Here is an 18,194-nt window from a genome sequence, read left to right on the forward strand (position 1 = left end):
TGTTAATTTAAAAAAACCCTTTCCATTTCCAATCCCTCAAACCCGCATAAAATCTACATGTCATTTTCTGGGAGGTAATAAAGTTTTTCCGTAAATAAGCTATATTTCGACTAAAAATTCCCAATCATGCTCCTATTTTGTGCGAAAAAAGTTTGTCCGAATGGGCAGGTTCAAGGGCAAAAGGAAAAAGGGATAAGTGGTGTAAAACCCTCATCTCTCAAGGCCTTACCACTTATCCCTCACCTTGTTCAATGATACTTGCCCATTAAACCCTTTCCCTTTTCCCTACCCAAACGGAACCACTTTTTTCACACAGGGAAAAGATTTAAATGAAATATACATCGTTTGGAAATAAGTGGTAAAGGTTAAGACTTATTTCTAAATTAGTCTAACAGTCAAAGTTTGTAAGACTTTCGAAATTTTTAATATAAGATTTCGATTTAATGGTATTATATACCGCCCATAAGTACCCCAATAATCCTATAATCTAATATTTAAACACAAAATATGGGTCTAAGAAGAAATATTTTCTTAAAATATAATATAGTTCGAAAAACTATTCCATGGCAAATAACATTTAAATTATTATTCTACTTACACCCAATAAATGATACTCCTCATATGATTGTGCCTTGTCAAAAATGCTTTTCTTGAATTTGTAATTTATCCTTACAACATATCCTAACCTTAAACCGTAATCAACCAATAGTTTGTTCAAAAATTCCGTTTTCATTAATATACATGTTCCATGTGGAATTTCCATATCTATATCATTTCTTTCCTTTAACCCTTCTAACCAATCAAAAACCCTAACAATAACTTTATCACGATAATAATAGTTCAGTTCTTTCTTGTGTAATCTAATTATCATCTCTCTATCCAGGTCCTTTGATAAAATAAATGGAGGATGATAGTCTCTAAACCACTGCCACAAATATATTACTAAAGGCTTACACCTGTATACTAATGGGAAAATAACCAAATCATTAATCTCAATAGGAATCTCCTCTAACTGCATAACATAGTTACTTGCCTCTAGCATATTAAAAGGTCTTGGGGCTTTGGGAATTAGCCTTTGCGAAGACCACATAATTTCTTTGGCTACTTCTTCCGCTAAAGGAATATCATTTCCTACAACTTCATATGCAAAGGCAATCATGGTTATCCGAGTATCAATATTCCCTTTACTCCAACCGACAGACGGTTTAGCTGCACCATCAAGTCCGATAACTTTAAAGTCCCCTTCTTCATTAATAAGCCTATTAAGGGAATCAAAAAGCCCAGTCTTGGAGAGATCTATATCTCTACTTGACACATTAGTATTAAACCCTGGCCACCAATCAGGACATCTTTGAGGTTCTATCTTCCAATAAGATAATTCTACAGGTAAAGTTATATATGAATATTTCAGATATAAATCCTTTGAAATATTGCCTTGGTCATAATAATATTGAAGAACCCTTAAAAAGGCTGACCTATAAACCTCACTAAGATTTGTAGACATTCCAAGAAGTATAGGCAAAGTTCTTCCCCCATAGAAATGCATTACTTCATTTTCTTCTTTCTGGAAACCACATTGCTCCATAATCTCATCTGCCGTATATGCCCATTGTTTAATAAAATCTTTCCCCGTCCGCTCTGAAATCATTTTTGCAATTTCAAAATAAATTGGTGCTAAAAAGCCTGTTACATTTTTTAAGAAAAAATCGCTGGGATGATACAAATATGGCGCAGGCTTGATATCAATAACCTTCTTCGGAACAGTTACTTTTTTATTCAACAGAGTAGCCAATTCATTAACAAGTTTATCAATTACTACAGAAGTTAAGGGTAAAGCAGAAATCAATCTATCTATGTCTAGATAGTTCATTTCTTCGGGTCTTGTTGAAGCAGCTTTTATTAAAGGCAACAAACCTATTGCGACTAAACTCTCCAATTTCTGATTAGATATAAATTCTATTAATTTGTCCCAAATAAAGATCTTGTTAGAAGAATCTATTAACAAAGAAGCAATAGCTGTTGCAGCCCTTTCCCTGACAAATGGACTGGGCCACGTCAATCTCTGAAGTAAAATATCGATGACACCAATCTCAGGAAGCATCAGCCATTTACTGGCTGGCAATACTATATCAGCCATCAATTCCTTGGCAAACAAAATACCTGCCTCTGTTATTTCTTCTGCATATTCTTGTTTGTCGAAAAATAGGAAGAATTGAACACCTCGTAAAAGGGGAACGAAATATTCCCTACCTCTGCCGTAACGAACTCCAGTATAATAAATACTTTTTTTGAAGAATTCCATATACCTTGTGGGAAAATATTCTTTTAAAAACTTCCATCTCTCAAAGACTCTTTTTTCATCACTCCAATATTTACCCCACCCACTATGGTTAGCTTGTGCCCAACAAAGATATTCAAAGGCTTTGTTTATATCTTCGTCAAACTCATATGCTAGCGGATACAAGAAATCCAGAATTTCTTCATCAGCATTGTGTAAACCTTGTTTTTCAACTATAGTTTTTATAGTATCGTAAATACATCTTTTATCTACATCTTCTCTACTATTCCAATGCTTTAACCATTCAGTTAGGAACTGACGCATATCCCATTTTGTCTCAATCCCATCCAAATACTGTCCCAAAGAAGATGGAGTAATAACCGAGTAATCTATCTTTTTCTCAGCTGGAAATGGAGAAGATGAAGTAACAGGTCCAGAATAAAAATCATTATTAACTGAATAATCAACTGGACCTAAATAATCCTGGATTATTGTTAAAGCTCTGTTAGCACCTTCGTTGTTCGCCGCTATGGATTTTAATTCTTCAAAGGAATTAGAATCAAGTGCTGTCGTGGCTAACCATACTTCTTCATCAGCTTCAAAATTTAAGGACCTTATAACATTTTTGAAAATATCCTCCGCAAGAAAAAGATCTTCCTCATAAGCTTTTTGATAATAGTATTTATATAAAAGCTCAGGACTAACATTTACCAACAATTCAGCTAAAAATATAGGAAAATGGCGTGTCTCATCCCCATCAGTATATTCACTTACATTTTCCACAAGTGGAGCTATTTCACTTATCCATTTTACAGATTTTTCAGAACCTGACTTATGACATTCACGAATAGCATCCATCAGCTCGTCAAGATACATATCTTTATGGTATCCATATCCTAAGAGATTTGATGCAGAAAGATTCAAGAATTCATTAACTGCATCCACATCATTATAAATTAATGCTAGCCTAGCCAGCAATGCATACCATCGAGACCTTTCTGAGAAATAAGTAATATGTCTTTTCCAAAATGCTCTTTGCTCCTCTAGAAAATGCCTAAAAGAATCAGTCGATAAAATAGGAGTCCCTATTTCAAGCAAAAACTGTATAAATTCCTGCGAAGAATAGAATTTAGAGCTATTAATTTTTATATACTCCTCCATTGTTATAAGAGAAGATTGATTCAAGGATATTTTAATAAGATAAATGCTCTTTAAAATGTTTGATAGGGCAATTGTCAGACTGTGCTGAAGTTCTAATAGATCTCTGTGTTCGGGAAACCTTAATTTAGTTACCTTATCCAGGTACTCAAATATTGTTGTATACTCAATAGAGTCTCTGACTTTAATTTTTTTAGCTATAGCTATTCCCGCTTGGAAGACACAAGATATTACGTCCAAAGCCCATCTTTTCTCTGCTCCCTCAATCCATTTAAAGACTTCCGATTCTCGTTCTCGCAGCCCGTACATTACTCCAAGGAAGAAGTTGTTCGAGAATATTTTGGCTCTTTCTGTTCTCTTTCCTGTCTCGTACTCTTTAACATAATACGGAAAATCGTCATAATTGGGTAACTTAGGAAGTTTTCCAATATCAACCCCTTTGATAAGCAAGTAGAGCAAGCAAAAATAACTTAAATCGGCTTTGTTCTCAGCACTTATTACTGAATCGATATTTTTGTCATTATATTTCAACCCATATTCGGCCAAATTATTAAGGATAGTGTTCCTTTCTTCTTTGGTCAATTCCATTCCAAGCAGTTCTAAAACTTTAGTTAGTTGTTTGCTTTTTAGCAAGGCTGCCGAATAGATACCGAAAAGATCGCTAGACCAACCAGTGTTTCTAAATTGCTTAATATAGTGATAAACCTTTTTTGAGCTAATATTTTTAGCACAAGAAACAACCTCTAACAAATAACGTGATATTTGTGGAACCTCGGCACCTATATCACCTTTTGTTCTTATGGTTTGATTTTCATGCCTGCTGTTGAGGACTTCAATAGCATCATTAATTATTTCTGTTTCTCCATCTTTTACGGCTGCCTCGACAATAATAGATATATTTTTTGAGTATAATTTATTAAGATCCCTTTTGTAGATTTCTTCTTTCCTTTCATTACGAAGAAAAGCAACTTCCCATATCAATTCTGCCGATTCATCTATATATTCCAGAGAATTTTCATAATAGGTTTTTAACTTGGAGAGCTCATAAGCTTTCCCATATAATCCTCGCTCAAGTGCTGCCTTAATACCAAGTCTTAGCTGGGCAACTATTTTCAGAGGATCCCTTGGATAGCATATAGCATCAAGCAGCCAGTCTCTGTTTAATTCTAATATTGGCTCAGGGTTGCCCAAGTCATAATATAGTTTCCTTAATTCTGCCCACTTAAGTTCTTCATATGGAGATTCCTCAAGCCATTCTTTAAGTATCCGTTTAATTGGCTTTTCCTGCAAATGAAGCTCTGGTCTGTCCAAAATAAATGTTTCAAAACTATTGTGATATATGAAGATGCCTTGCGATTTTTCGTCAAGCAAATGTGAAATTGCTTTAAACCCTTCCTGTATTTTTATCGGGTTATCTTCAAATTTGGGAAGGATTTCAAAAAGTTGGAATTTTTTAAAAGAAAAATCAGCTATTGCTACAAGGAAAGCAAATGTTTTCGAGGTTTCAGGAAGTTTTCTCCATAACGAATTATAGTAGATGAAAATTTCTCCACCATAAGGGAGAAGATCGTCGCAATCAAAAACGGTTAAAAGTTTATTGCCCAGTTTATTTTTCAATTCCCTTAAAGTATATCGCAGGTGTAGTGGATTCCCCTCAGTTAATCCAAATAGCTTTTCTACTAAGGCTTTTTTTTGAGAACTGTCCTTAGGGAGATTGAGCCCAAGAAGGTTGGCATTTAAGATTTCCTCAACTGCATCTTTTGAAATCCCTTTAATCTCAATCCATTGTTCTTCAGGGCACTTCTCAAAAATAATTTGTGGTAAATACTCTTTAGCACTCATCTGCATGCCTATTAATAACCATAAACCAGGTTGAGGATAGCATACTTCCTTCAAGAATTCTGAAAGCTCCTTTTCGTCTCTATACTTTAAAACATGGTCCAGACCGTCAATTATTAGCACAAATGCTTTTCCTTTTTCGTATAGCTCTCCTGCTAACTGGGCTATGTACTCACGTAGAGTAATATTTTTAGAATTTTTATGGGCAAGATTCCCTAAGTATTGATAATGTTGCTTAAACTGATACTTTATACTTTCAATCACTCGTTGGGACTCTAACCTATCAATAGGATTAGGATCATTGGGGGCAATATGGTAATGATGTCTAACTGAAATTACTTTTCGTTCCGTAAGTAGCTTGTGAAGTTTTGAGAGATATGTACTTTTACCACTACCAGGTTTACCATAAAATACTTTTATGCCTCCCTCTGGATTCATTAAATCTGAAATGATCTTTTCATGCATTTCCCGATCGAAAAATACAAAATCTTCGGGTATTTGGAAATTCTCATTAAGAGGCCTCGGATTGTCCCATTCACACCAATTTCTGATTTGTTCTATCAATATTCTGTTTGTATATGGCTTCCTGGACTCTTTATGAATTTGAGAAAGCAAATTAGTCGCTCCATTCTCGGTCACTCCTAAATCCTCTTGGAGGATTTTTCTTATCTCCTGTTCTAACTCATCAACATTTTTCTGCCCAAAATAAAAATGAAATTCATTAAAAAATATTTCAATTTTTATCTCGTCAACCAATTGTTCTTTTATTTTTGCATAAACTTCAGGAAAGTTACTCTTAACAAGGCTGATATCTATTTTATCTCCGTCTAAACACTTTTGTATGTCTTCGTCTGCTATCCCATTACTAACAAAAGCTGCAAAACTTATCTTACCATCCAATTCAGGTTTAAACATCGACTTAAACCATTTTTGTATTAGCGAATTTTTAGGCTCTCCCTTTGAATTGGATTCCTGTTTCAAAAGGGAATCCCAGTTCCATTTATCTTTTTTGGGATTTTGCTTATGTTTAAGTTGATATACATGATAAGTATCATCCTGGGTACACAAAATAATATCATCCAAAAAGAAATTTCGGTCATTTAATTCATCAGGAACTGTTTCAAACCTAATCCATTTATATTTATCAGGGTTCTTTAGCCATTCAACGCAAAGAAAAGCTCCCCATAAATCCTGAAAATCAAGTCCGCTCCTAATCGGACTAGTTGGATTCTTCCTATTCATACTTAATCACCTAACCTTATAGCATGATCTTACGCATTTCTGATTTTTTGGTTTTAATTTCACTCCTAAATTTCGTCATAATATTGATCTAGTTGAAAGATTTGGACTCTACATTTATGTATGTATATTGTGCTTTTCTCGTCTGCTTTGTTATTTACCCATTTATTACATATTTTACTATTACTGTAAAAACAAAATGTCCCTTAAGCAGCCATGTTATCTCTCATTAAAATTCTATTCTTTAATCATTTTTAGTATATAGTTCTCCATATCTTGACAAAATTCCTTCCTTATCCCCGCCTTTCTTAACACTTTCCACATTTTTAGTTCTTGCCCTTCCTTTTTCAATTCCTTAACTGCCCACTTTATCCTTCTTAACTGAAAATCCTTCCTGCTTTCCTGGACCGAATCAAGGTACTGGTTCGTAAGGGGCAACTTATCCAAGTGTTTTTCAAGTAACGCTCTTATACCCAATTTGCTCCCAATAAGGCTTATAGTAATCCTTTCAGGCTTTTCTGTAGAGTTCAGCATTTCCTCGACTACCACTTTTACCTTGGCCAATATTTCCTTGTCCCTTTTGTCCCAATCAACGCGCGTGTTTCTATATCTATATATCGGCTCTGGAGAATTAAACTTAAGCCATTCTTTGTCATTTCTATACAGCCAAGCGTAAACTGCCTTGTTTAACTGACGAAGTTCCGTTTTGCTTTTGTCAGGATACTGATTCATTAACTTAAGCCATTCTCCTCGGTAATAATCCTTCTTATCAGCATTCGTAATGCTGTTCCCTTTATCTTGAATAAGTTCCCGCTTACTTCTTTTCTCCCAGTAAGTCTCAAGTCCCAGCTTGGCTGCATATTTCTTTACCGTCTTCGGATCTGCTCCCATCAGCTTTGCTGTTTGTCTCAAGCTCAATCCCTTTTCGACAAGTTCCTTAAGCTTTGCCTCCCACACATGCCCAAATTGCTTAATCTTCCCAACCTTATACCGAGATTCTTCAGTAACATCAGGCCCTGTCCTAACATATACAAATCCGCAGTCACAGGAAAATGTTCCAACAGGCCTTTTTGTATCGTTGCTGTAAGATATTTTGAGTTGTTTTACCACAGGTTTAAGGTAATGTTCCGCCGCAGGGTTAAGGCACGGCCAGGGTCCGTCTCCAAACGGCTTATAGGTTAACTGCCTGTAAAACAAATCGGGAATGGTTATGCCCAAAAACCTTGCCAAAAGCAAATGCCTTATAGGATGGCTTGCCCTGTTTCTCCCTCTGACCATATCTGCCAGCCAATTGTTATCACTGCCGATTTCAATACTCGATTGCACAAGTGTCAAAAATTCCTCACCGTAAAACTGTACAAATTCCTTGGTCAGTTTTTTCTGCATTACATTCCCATTTATAGTAGCAAAGCCTTGCTCCATTAACTTCGCTCGATACTGCTCATGAAACCATTCCGTGGGGCGCCGTTCAAACTGGTTGTTAAGCAAAAATTCAACATCTTTTGCCAGATTGTTTAAATGTGACATAGTTTTATCCGAGTGTACAACTACCTTATCTGACTTGATACAATTTTCCTCGCTGGCAGCAACATATTGATGCTTATTGTAGCCCTTAATCGGCACTTTGCTGTCGCAAAGCATTACCTGATGTTTAGGGCACACAAGTACCCCAGGGATCTGGTGGATACGGTGCCAGTACAGCTCTCCGTACCGTTCCTTATCTTCTTCATTACACAATGGGCAGAACCTGAAATAATGGTTTGATACCACGCTGCTTGCCATGATACCCGTCTTGCCGTAAATCCCTTTTCCATTTCTTTTCATCATGTTATTCCTAACCCATTGAGCCCTTTTTGGTGGCAGGAATGCTGTGTAAAACGGGAAAAGGGTGTGGTTGTCTATAAGATAGTCCGCAGTATATTCAGTGTTAAGTGGCATGTTGCTTATTAAAGCATTAATGTTCGATGGAAGTTCCACTACAGCCGTAGCATTTTTAGTACCGAAAACATCTTCCATGGTGGCTTTAAAGCTGATATTTCCGCTCCGCAGGTGGTACCGCGCCAGGACGCTGTATAACAGCTCATCGGGGTAAGGTGTAGGAAAGAACGGCATCATCCAGATCACCCCACTTGGAATATAACATTGTCTATACCTTTTATGAGCTCCTTCTCCTTTAACGCCTCATAAGCCGTCATCTGCTTCTTTCTGCCTTCCTCGACGATAAAACGGATGTCGTTTTCGTTCATCTTTTTGATAGTGCGTCTGGGTTTACGATTCATTTTTTCTCCAGGTGAAGAAAGAAGCTGGATCGCCTTTACCGCCAGCTCCGAAACATCAATCTTCTCCCCTTCTGCTTCCATTACCTGTTCTACAGCTTTTTGGGCTTTCTTTGCTTCGATATTAAGCTCCAGCAGTTTTGTAATCGCCTGTTCCTTAATAGAAAGCGACGCTTTTTTCTCTTCTTCCTGTCTTTGCTTTTGCAGCGCTTTCAGCCGCATTTCCGCTTCTACCGTTTGTCTGCTCCTGTCAAGGAAACCTGCAAAGTCAACATTTACGGTGCAGATATCATCATATTTTGCAATCTCCCTCAAGCCTCCTTTTTTCAAAGCCTGCAGCATGGGCTGTACCAGCTGCAAATTTTCTTTGGCAACCTGCCTTATAAGGTTAGGAGTGATTTCTTCTTTTCCCGAAACAATAGCTCTAATTTGTGACATAGCATAGAGCTTAACGACAATATCGGTAATACCCTGGCTTTCTTCATAGAGCACTTCATTGATTTCATCGGTAAGCTGGGTTTCCTTTTTGGTCCACTGATAGCCCCAAAGTGCATCTATAAGAAGCTGCCATGTATCGTCTTTTTTTAGTCTTTCCCAGATCATATCACCCTGTCCGCTGCCCCGACGCGCCTGTCTGAACTGCGATTGCAACACATTCAAAGCTTTTGGCGTGCCGATCAAAACTATAGGTAAACCAATGGTATTGACCAAGCTGACAAAGAAGTTTAGCATCCGCTGATCCCCTCCGCTTTTTGCTTCATTTAGGTGCTGGATTTCATCGATTACAAGCAGGCCAAGGCCGAGGTTCTGGGCGATCTTGCAGATAGCAGTTACCATATTGTCGACGCTGTAGCGCCCATTTCCAAATTTTTTATAGTAGTCTGTCCCCAACAAGTTGTCCACTTTGTTAAAAAATTCAATACACAGACCTTTTATAGAGCCGTCGAACGGGCAGTCAAGCTTGAGCCAAACCAATTGATACACGCTGAATTTGGTTTCTTTATAGCGCGAATGTATGATCACCTGGGGATACATGCGCAGGATCTGGTTTACCGCCGTGCTTTTGCCCATACCGCTTACGCCGACGATGCTGAAACCTGAAGCAGTGGTCCGAAACAATTCATTGGTTTCCAAAACTCCATTAATTCCTTTATTTATCTCATCCGATTTTTTCAAACTCTGCACAAATTGAGGCTTTAAAGGGTTGCGGGCAAGGTAACCCTGCCTCAATACCCTTGAGATCCTGCTTTCCATGTCAAGATGAACGGGAAGTGGCTGAAATATTTGAAAAAGCCGCTGAACCATGTGAATGCGGTAATGGCTTTCAAGTTTCCTCTCCTCGGGATGATATGGCGGGTAATAAGCAAGCCTTTCAGCCGCCTCTTCAGCGCATAAAATCGGAGGAAGGGCTTCGATGAAGGGATTCCCTCGGTATTCTGGAATTACCTGCTCTTTATATTCTGCAGGGACAGCCACCGTACCGTTTGGTATTTTCAGTTTATCCATCACTTTTCTGTAGTGCCTCCTTCTGCTTTCTCTTCAATAATTCCAACTGTCCTTCCTCTTCCCCTACAGTTTCTTGACTGTTCCCAAGCGTGACAACAGGAGCCAGTCCTTTCGAAGTCTCTTTTTTCAGTTCAAAAGCTTCCTTCTCTCGATTGGCAAGCTTTTCCGCCTGACGGTTTGCCCTGATGCTCCTTTTCTTTTTCGTATCACTTTCTCCGTCATCCTTTGTCACAGCTGTAGCTTTCTGTGCCTCTTGCACTATATGCTGGATTTCGGTAATCAGTTCCGCTTTTGCCTGGGCCTCACTGTCGGCTGCCTTTTTCTGTTTGAGCTTTTCTAAAGCCAATAAATTCTGTATTTCATCAAAAGTCTTATCTTTGTATCTAACTTGATGATCAAGAAGGTAGCATTTTTCGAAATTGATACCGTCCGCATCTTTTATGTAAATATAGTTCATGTTCCGCGGGTCGAAACATGCCTCCACCTTCCAGGTCCCGTTCATTCTGGCTTTTTCAGTCCATCTCTCCTCCAGCATGAGTGGCGAGCCGTAGTACAGGTTCTTAAACCTTATGCCTCTCGGCGTAACAGTTGCCGTATCGCTGGGCATAAGGTGGAGCTTTACAATATCCTCGGGCACACTCCGCAGTTTTCCTGCACGGTTTTCTATCCCCCAGTTCCAGATTTCCCGCGGGATACACTCAACATCGTCGGCAATCATCATTTCTTCTTGGTTATAATTTTTCAAATAGTGCTGGTTGTTATGGTAGAGTACGCACTTGATAATAATTTGCGTAAATTGGTAAATGTCAAGTTTGGCATCAAGCCTGTAGTCCCTGTCTCCCCGCTCCCGCCCCTCGGGATCGACGGTACCAGGGACAACAGACTTGTACTGCAAATTTACGGTTCTGAAATACTGCTCGATAATTCCTTTCCAATCGCAGCGGTAAGGCGGGGTGTTCATTATTTTCACATGGAGTCCATTTACAAGGTTTTCGGCATTTTTGCCCTCCAGCTCCCCACGGTCTGCAAGGATGGCCTCGGGAATATGATGAACTGGCCAGTCCTCTTCGGTTATTTCAATTCCGTATTCTTTGCAGAAAGCAACTTTATCACTTGCCGCATTTGCAATTGCCATCATAGCTCCATTCCATGAAGGCCCTTCCAATCCAACATAAATTCCCACAACCATCCTGCTGAAAACATCGATAATAGCGTAAATTACTGGCCGCCCGATAATCCAGTTGCGGTTGTACCTTGACACGAGATACACATCCGCCAGCGTAGCATCTACCTGAAAGATGGAGCCTGGTCCCATAGCCTCTACAGTAGAACTTCCTAAGACTGGCCTGTACTCATGCTCATATTTCTTTGGACTGAAACGGGTGGATATTTCTTTCTTTATATTGCGCTCTTTCTCAAACCAGTAGCGGAACTGCCAAAAGGTAGGGATTTCCGATGCAGGCTTTAAGATTGGAACCTTAACGCCGCTTTCAATTTTAAATCCTTCAGAAAAGTATTCTTTACGCATCAGTTCATAAGTTAGCCGCAGGGAATGCTTGGCAGAAGAGTAGTAAAACTTGTTAATGGCATTGCGGAATATCTTTTTGACATCTTCATCTACATTTATGCCTTCGCCTACAATATCAGCGTGCTGCCTCGGCCTGCCCCTTTTGGCACTGCCTATCCTTTTCTCTTTTCCTCTGCCGCCGCACAAATAAAATGACGGCAGCAGAGCATTTTTTGTCTTCCCGTTTCTCCAGTATTTTTTGAGGTAGTTTCCGATCGTCTTTACGGATACACCGCTTTTTTCAGCAATGGCTCTGATGTATTTGCTCCGTTCTTTTCGATAATAGATGTGAGGTTCAAGGGTGACGATTCCGCCAATCAGCTCCCACGCCTTGTCTCGCATATGCCGTTCTTTTTCAGAAAGTTTGTCCTCCTCTACGACCCGTAAAAAAGGATCGTTATGCAATACAGTTGCAAACCCTTCATTTATCCCTTCCTCAATTTCGCTAATCGTTACTGCAAAAGGAAATTCATTTGCTTCTACATCAATTACGAAAGCCAGATCGGATTGACGATCCAGCCATAAGATTCTCTCAATACTTGTTTCTCCACCATTTTCCCATTTGATAAGCATATTAACCGCCAGCATAAGCCTTCCCCCCTTTTCTGGCGGCATCGGTTATATCGACACTATAAGCGGGGCGATTAAGGTCAATAGGCTCGTCCATATTTACCTTGATCCTTTTGACCGCAAGAAGGTGCCTGAACAGGAACATCCCTGTTCCTGGATCAAGCCCATAATCTTTATCAAATTCCAACGCCGTTTTACGAATTGATTCGGAGCTTTGGGAGAGCCTTAATAAAAAAGCGTCCCCCAGCTCAACCAATTCACTTTCAGTTAACCCTGCATCCATATAAGCATAGCGCGCTGAATGTATCCATTCAATGTTTTTTGCTTTGACAACAGGAATATCTTTATTCGTTACGATTCCCCAATCGATACCCCTTGCCTGCCAATAGCGCCTTTCTATTTCAAGCCGTTCAAGGCTTATTCTCTTCTCCAGCTCACTTGCCGCCTTAAGACTCCTCGCTACATACCTTACATTACCATCATGATCCTTTACCGTGATCAAAAACGAAGTTGAAATAACATAGGTGGTTCCCGATTTTTTGTCGGTAAACAAATCAAACCGCAAGTCTTCTCTATCCTGTACCCAGTCTCCATAATCCAAGAGGGGAAAATGTTCTCTGATGTCAATTACTGAATCTTCCCATTCAAGCAGGTAGAAAAATCTGGCCTCGCTGTCAGTGAAAAGATGGTGAATCCGTCCTGTTTTCCATCCGAAAATTCTATGGCAGCGGCCCTTTGACGGAAAATCTTGAACAGTTAACCAGGGCTTATAGTCTTTCCCTTCTCCCCGTCCGCGTCCTTCTTTTAGAAACCTTTTATATTTTTCTTCCGACCAGTCAGTATTGTATTTCCCAATATTCCTCATCTCCTTTTATAAGGAAATGCTATAATAATTGCTGAGGAACCTTCAAAACAATTCAATGAAGGTTCCCCAGCAGAGGAGCTAAAATTTTATGCAGTCATAAAAGTTTTTCTTATATCATCATCTGTTAAATCATTCTTTTTCAATGAGCAAGTTAATAATATCGTCACATACGCTTCAAAAGGAGTTAGCTTCTGAATTTTTTCTATCAAAGTCTTAGCAATATCAAAATCTTCTTCGTCAAAATCAAAAGATTCATATTTTAAAACATCTTCAATTGACTTAACAATTACTTCTCTTGGCTCAATTTTATTGCTTACATGATACAGGGTATTCCAAAACACTTGAAGTAATATATAAACTTCTTCTTCCGTAAAATATCCTTGCAGTCTTTTTCTGGTGAAATTAAATAATCTCGTAAGGTCAAGAATCATATCTCTAATCTTATTTTCAAGGTAACAAGCCTTATCTTCCTCAGTAATTGTTTCTCCAATTTCTTCGTAATCCTCCAAAAGATAAATATTGCCTGAAGGATAATTGCGTACGGCTTCGTAAACCATCGGACTGATTTCAATTTTTATATTTTTTTCGGCTTCGGTAAGATTTTTCATACAAATCATCCTTTCTTTTACTTTTTTGCTCTAATTAAAATTCAAACTTAAGTGTCAGCATTACAAGGCATCATTATTAGCAATTGTCGTAAATTACTGCACTAATTTAACTAAATCATATTTACCTAAATAATCGCTTATAACAATTACTTCGCCCTCTATATCATCGTTATCATCTTCTGAATCGTTATCCTCATCATAAGGAAATGTTTCAATTTCTGCGACATAAGCATTGTATCCTTTATCAATCAGTTCTTTAACCTCTTTTAATGCTTCAAGGCTTGGATTATCTGTTTTTTCCCAACAGCCGTTGTCGAAATAGTCTAAAGTAAAATCAGGGAATTCCTTTCTTGCCCTTTCGTACACATAATCCTTTTCGCACTCATATCCTAATTCTAAAGCTAATTTCAATTTTTCGCTTCCATATTGTTCAATCCAAGTTTTTCTTTCTTTTATGATTTGCTCTTTTTCTTGCCTTATTTTTTCTTCCTCTTCTCTTTTCTTCTTTTCTAATTCTTCGGCCTCTCTTTGCCTCTGTTCATTTTTTATCCTTTCTTTTTCTTCATATTCTTTTTCCAATACCTTTTTTTGTTCTTCTAACGCTGCTTTTTTCTCCGTGATATTTTTCACTCTGTTCTTTTCCCATTCAATCAATTGTTCTACTGTTTGAGGTTCACTAAACTTTTTAAAATCTCTTACTTCTTCAATTTTCCAATACGATGGGCATCTTTCCTCAAGCTTATAGTCAACTACAACTTCAGCAAGATAATATTTTTTATATCCTTCATTAAAAAAAGAATCCCTGTTGTCTTCTTCAACGCTAATCTCTGCTCCAATGTTTAAATAAATATTTCCGTATTTGTCCACTCTTGCAAGTTCAATAATTTCTGGAGTAGCATTGCAGTAAATTTCTTGCAATTCTTTACCATTGCCTCCGCTCAAAAGGCTTTTTTTTCTTCCTTCTTCATTGAGAAGATATCTAATTCTTGCTTTTTTGTTTAATTCTGTCGTCACATATACCAACCCCTTTCAATTTATTTTTAAACAGTCATTTGAGGTTATAATTTTGTGTTTATAATAAACTCTTCTATATCCTTACCTAAGGCCGCAGCAATTTTCCCAACTGTCTGCGGCCTTGGGATTACCTTGCTATGTTCTATTCTTATTAATGTTTTAGGACTCAAATTCGCTTCTTCTGCCAGCTGGGCTATACTTTTACCCTGTCTGGCACGCTCCAGCTTAATTTTTGCTGTATCATAATAGACATTACTCATACATACCACCCCCTTTACTAACTTTTAAGACATTTTTATTATAACATCTAATTTGTTAGTGTGCAAATTTTACTGCTCTCTTTTTTACTAACTTTTTTTTCGCTAATTTTTATGATATACTCTTTACGAAAGGAGTTGACAGCAATTGATCGGCGAAAGACTTAAAATGCTTCGCAAAGAGAAAGGACTTACAATGAAAGAAATTGGGGAAATCATTGGAGTTTCTGATGCAGCATGGACCAAATATGAGAAGAACCGTGCTGAACCTTCTATAGAAAGTCTTATTAAAATTGCTGATTATTTTCAGGTTTCACTTGACTTCCTTCTTGGGCGTACCAACATACGGGAACCACAGTTTGTAGAAAAAGCTAATATACAAAGTGAATTTTTGAAAGAATTCGAGTGGTCAAAGATAGGCGACCCATCTCAAATGTATTTTTTAGTGGAAAATCTTTCTACTTCTATCGGAAAATATAATGAACATAAAGTAACAGAATCAGAACTGCAATTGCTGCTAAAAACTATCAGCGATGTAGTTCTTTATTTCAATACCCTTGCGGAACTGAAAGAGAAAGACAAATGTATTACAAAACAAGCCTTAGCCGAACATCGAAAAATTTTATCTCAAATTATTGAAGACCTGAACGACATTTTAGAAGAAGCATACAAGGATGTATTAGGCGGAAAAAAGTAATAAAAATATTATGTAGCGAGATTTTTTCATTTATTTTCATTTTTAAAAACGCAAACATCAGAAAAATTCGTTTTTAAAATCGTAAAACTCGCTACATAACGATATCTTATGAAGCCAAATTATGTAGCCAATCCGATTTATGGTATGGGAGGTAACTGTTGTGGATTGGTTAGAAAAGTTTGAAGAGGAATTAAAACAAACAGGGAAAAGTCAAAATACAATTATAAGTTATTGCACAGACATAAAAGAATTCTTGAAGTGGTTTTCCGATACATATGCGAAGGAATTCGACGGTAGAATTCTTGAGCAAGACGTTCGTGAATACCGTAACTACTTACTAAACATAGCAAAGTTAAAGCCATCCTCCATTAACAGAAAGATGGCCGCTTTAAAAAACTTCAACCAGTTTCTTATCCAAACTGGCACAGGGATAGAAGCAGACATTTGTGGTATTTCTGTGGCCGACATTCATGACAGAGAAATTAGAACCATTAGCCGCAATGAACTTAACAGGCTTAAGCGTGCAGTATATGCAAGCGGAAATAAGCGAGATATAGCATTGATCGAGCTTTTGATAGGAACAGGTGTAAGAGTTTCCGAACTCGTTTCTTTAACCACAGAAGACATCCATTTAACTGCACGAAATGGCAAAGAAAACTATTCATATATTGTTATCCGTAATGGGAAAGGCAATAAATATCGAGAAATACCTTTAAATTCCCAAGTCAAAAAGGCGTTGGAAGAATACCTCGTCACAAGGTCACATTTAAGTGGCAGAATTTTCATCGGCCAGCGTGGCCCGCTGAGAAGAGAATCGGTTGATAAAATTATTAAAAAATACTGTCGTATGGCAGGCATCGAAGAAATTTCCGCTCATGTCTTGCGGCATACTTTCTGCACCCGTTTGATGTCCGAAAATGTTCCCATACCTATCATCTCAAAGCTGGCAGGCCATTCAAGTATTCAAACCACCATGGACTTCTATGTTCGAGTTAGCCGAGCCGATAAGACTGCTGCAGTGGAAAAATTAACCTAATGTAAACACAATGGAAACACAAAATAACCGCAGGTCAATTTAAAACCTGCGGTTTTATCATGAAGAAGAAGGAGATATTATAAAAAAAGCCAAAACATAACCATATCAATCAAGAAAATTATAGAAAATACACCTTTCTTATGTCAAAAATTTTTATTTTCCCACCAGTATCTCATAGATTGCCTCATCTATACATCCTTTTTCATAAAGAACGCTTGCTACACTTCTTCCAAACTCTGCTATGTCATGTCCGTAATGTGCGAGATAAATAATTTCCTGCAGCACTTCCCCTGCGTTATACCTTTCTTTATCTTTAGCATTTGCCATATGGTTTCACCTCTCCTTTTAATATGATGGATCTATTATAGCGCACATGACAAAAAAGCAAAAAATAATTCCATTCAAATTTCTGCATTACATAATATGTCAAAGTATAGCTAAAGTCGAGTGTATAGCTGAAATCTTTTACAGGCAAAAGTGTTTCCTTTTGGTCAGGCTCAAAATATGATGGGTAAGAAAGTAAGATGGTATTTAAACAAACTTTGGATCGTTTTCGTTTTTGAAAATAAAAAAGGGGACTGTCCTATTCAAACAATCCCCTAAACATGTATTTAAAAAACTTGGTCACGTTTTTATCTCGTCTTTAAAAATTGCATTATTAAGCAAAAATCCTATTTTCAACCCATCTTTAAACCCCTGTTGGTATAAAAAACGAAAAGCCAAAGCCTCCCTTTGCCCGACTAAGTCTTCGTATTTTTCAAGCCTCGACTTGCTATCATCAATGGAACTTGAAAATATTTTTTCATATGCTATTTTCACAGAACATGTTAGTTGCTTATATTCCGAAGAAGTTGCAGCAATACGGTTTACAATTTCGTCTACTCTGTCATTTTTATAGTTTTCCAAAGCACTGTAAATGTCCCGCAAAAGATATTCCCTCCTTCATCTTCTTGTGCAATTAATTATTGTATGTAACCTTAATTAAATCCTTTTCCCTTAATCCCTACAAGCAATATGTACGCCGCTACCATAAATCAGTAGCGGCCAATAAATACACCTGCTTTGTCAAAAAAGAAGGAGACAGGAAAAGAAGGGAGAGAATGGGAATATATATAAAACAGCACTTTTAGTGCTGTGGGAACCGCAGCAGGAATTTCAGGAGTTTTTAGTCAAAATGATTTTTAAACCAGTTTTTTCTTGAAAAACTTTTACTCGTAACATCGCCATCATAAACAATGTTCTTTTAAAAAGTCAAGAAACTTTTCTTTATATCACTTCAAACCA

Annotated in this window: 12 protein-coding genes; 2 read left to right on the forward strand and 10 right to left on the reverse strand. The window is 37.6% G+C overall.

From position 1 onward, the window contains the following. Window positions 1-577 precede the first annotated feature (577 nt). The 8 genes from THEWI_RS10655 to THEWI_RS10690 form a co-directional block, all read right to left on the reverse strand. On the reverse strand, window positions 578-6,517 hold the full coding sequence (locus THEWI_RS10655; protein WP_014063424.1) for a dsDNA nuclease domain-containing protein: 5,940 nt from the start codon (window positions 6,515-6,517) through the stop codon (window positions 578-580). Between the two features lie 234 nt (window positions 6,518-6,751). Further along, window positions 6,752-8,629, reverse strand: coding sequence for a TnsD family Tn7-like transposition protein (locus THEWI_RS10660; RefSeq protein WP_041589245.1), 1,878 nt, complete (start codon window positions 8,627-8,629; stop codon window positions 6,752-6,754). 5 nt (window positions 8,630-8,634) lie between these two features. Further along, entirely contained in the window at window positions 8,635-10,296 is a 1,662-nt protein-coding gene (locus THEWI_RS10665) for an ATP-binding protein (protein ID WP_041589246.1), read from the reverse strand. Beyond that, on the reverse strand, window positions 10,289-12,451 hold the full coding sequence (locus THEWI_RS10670) for a Mu transposase C-terminal domain-containing protein (RefSeq protein WP_014063427.1): 2,163 nt from the start codon (window positions 12,449-12,451) through the stop codon (window positions 10,289-10,291). The genes THEWI_RS10665 and THEWI_RS10670 overlap by 8 nt, the downstream gene beginning before the upstream one ends. Beyond that, window positions 12,438-13,298, reverse strand: coding sequence for a heteromeric transposase endonuclease subunit TnsA (locus tag THEWI_RS10675; RefSeq protein ID WP_014063428.1), 861 nt, complete (start codon window positions 13,296-13,298; stop codon window positions 12,438-12,440). Before THEWI_RS10675 ends, THEWI_RS10670 begins: the two co-directional genes overlap by 14 nt. An 86-nt stretch (window positions 13,299-13,384) precedes the next feature. Beyond that, entirely contained in the window at window positions 13,385-13,906 is a 522-nt protein-coding gene (locus THEWI_RS10680; protein WP_014063429.1) for a hypothetical protein, read from the reverse strand. A gap of 93 nt (window positions 13,907-13,999) precedes the next feature. Further along, on the reverse strand, window positions 14,000-14,920 hold the full coding sequence (locus THEWI_RS10685) for a hypothetical protein (protein ID WP_014063430.1): 921 nt from the start codon (window positions 14,918-14,920) through the stop codon (window positions 14,000-14,002). 44 nt (window positions 14,921-14,964) lie between these two features. Further along, on the reverse strand, window positions 14,965-15,180 hold the full coding sequence (locus THEWI_RS10690; protein WP_014063431.1) for a helix-turn-helix transcriptional regulator: 216 nt from the start codon (window positions 15,178-15,180) through the stop codon (window positions 14,965-14,967). 145 nt (window positions 15,181-15,325) lie between these two features. Here THEWI_RS10690 and THEWI_RS10695 point away from each other — a divergent pair, with 145 nt between their 5' ends. Then, window positions 15,326-15,874, forward strand: coding sequence for a helix-turn-helix domain-containing protein (locus THEWI_RS10695; protein WP_014063432.1), 549 nt, complete (start codon window positions 15,326-15,328; stop codon window positions 15,872-15,874). 160 nt (window positions 15,875-16,034) lie between these two features. Continuing rightward, window positions 16,035-16,910, forward strand: coding sequence for a tyrosine-type recombinase/integrase (locus THEWI_RS10700; protein ID WP_014063433.1), 876 nt, complete (start codon window positions 16,035-16,037; stop codon window positions 16,908-16,910). Window positions 16,911-17,063: 153 nt separating this feature from the next. On the opposite strand, the gene THEWI_RS14380 is transcribed toward THEWI_RS10700, so the two are convergent. Then, window positions 17,064-17,237, reverse strand: coding sequence for a hypothetical protein (locus tag THEWI_RS14380; protein WP_014063434.1), 174 nt, complete (start codon window positions 17,235-17,237; stop codon window positions 17,064-17,066). Between the two features lie 297 nt (window positions 17,238-17,534). Then, window positions 17,535-17,837 carry a hypothetical protein gene (locus tag THEWI_RS10705; protein WP_014063435.1) on the reverse strand — a complete coding sequence of 101 codons (303 nt, stop codon included), beginning with the start codon at window positions 17,835-17,837 and terminating at the stop codon, window positions 17,535-17,537. Window positions 17,838-18,194 lie beyond the last annotated feature (357 nt).

Origin of the sequence: Thermoanaerobacter wiegelii Rt8.B1 (assembly GCF_000147695.2) — a bacterium.
GTDB lineage: Bacteria > Bacillota > Thermoanaerobacteria > Thermoanaerobacterales > Thermoanaerobacteraceae > Thermoanaerobacter > Thermoanaerobacter ethanolicus.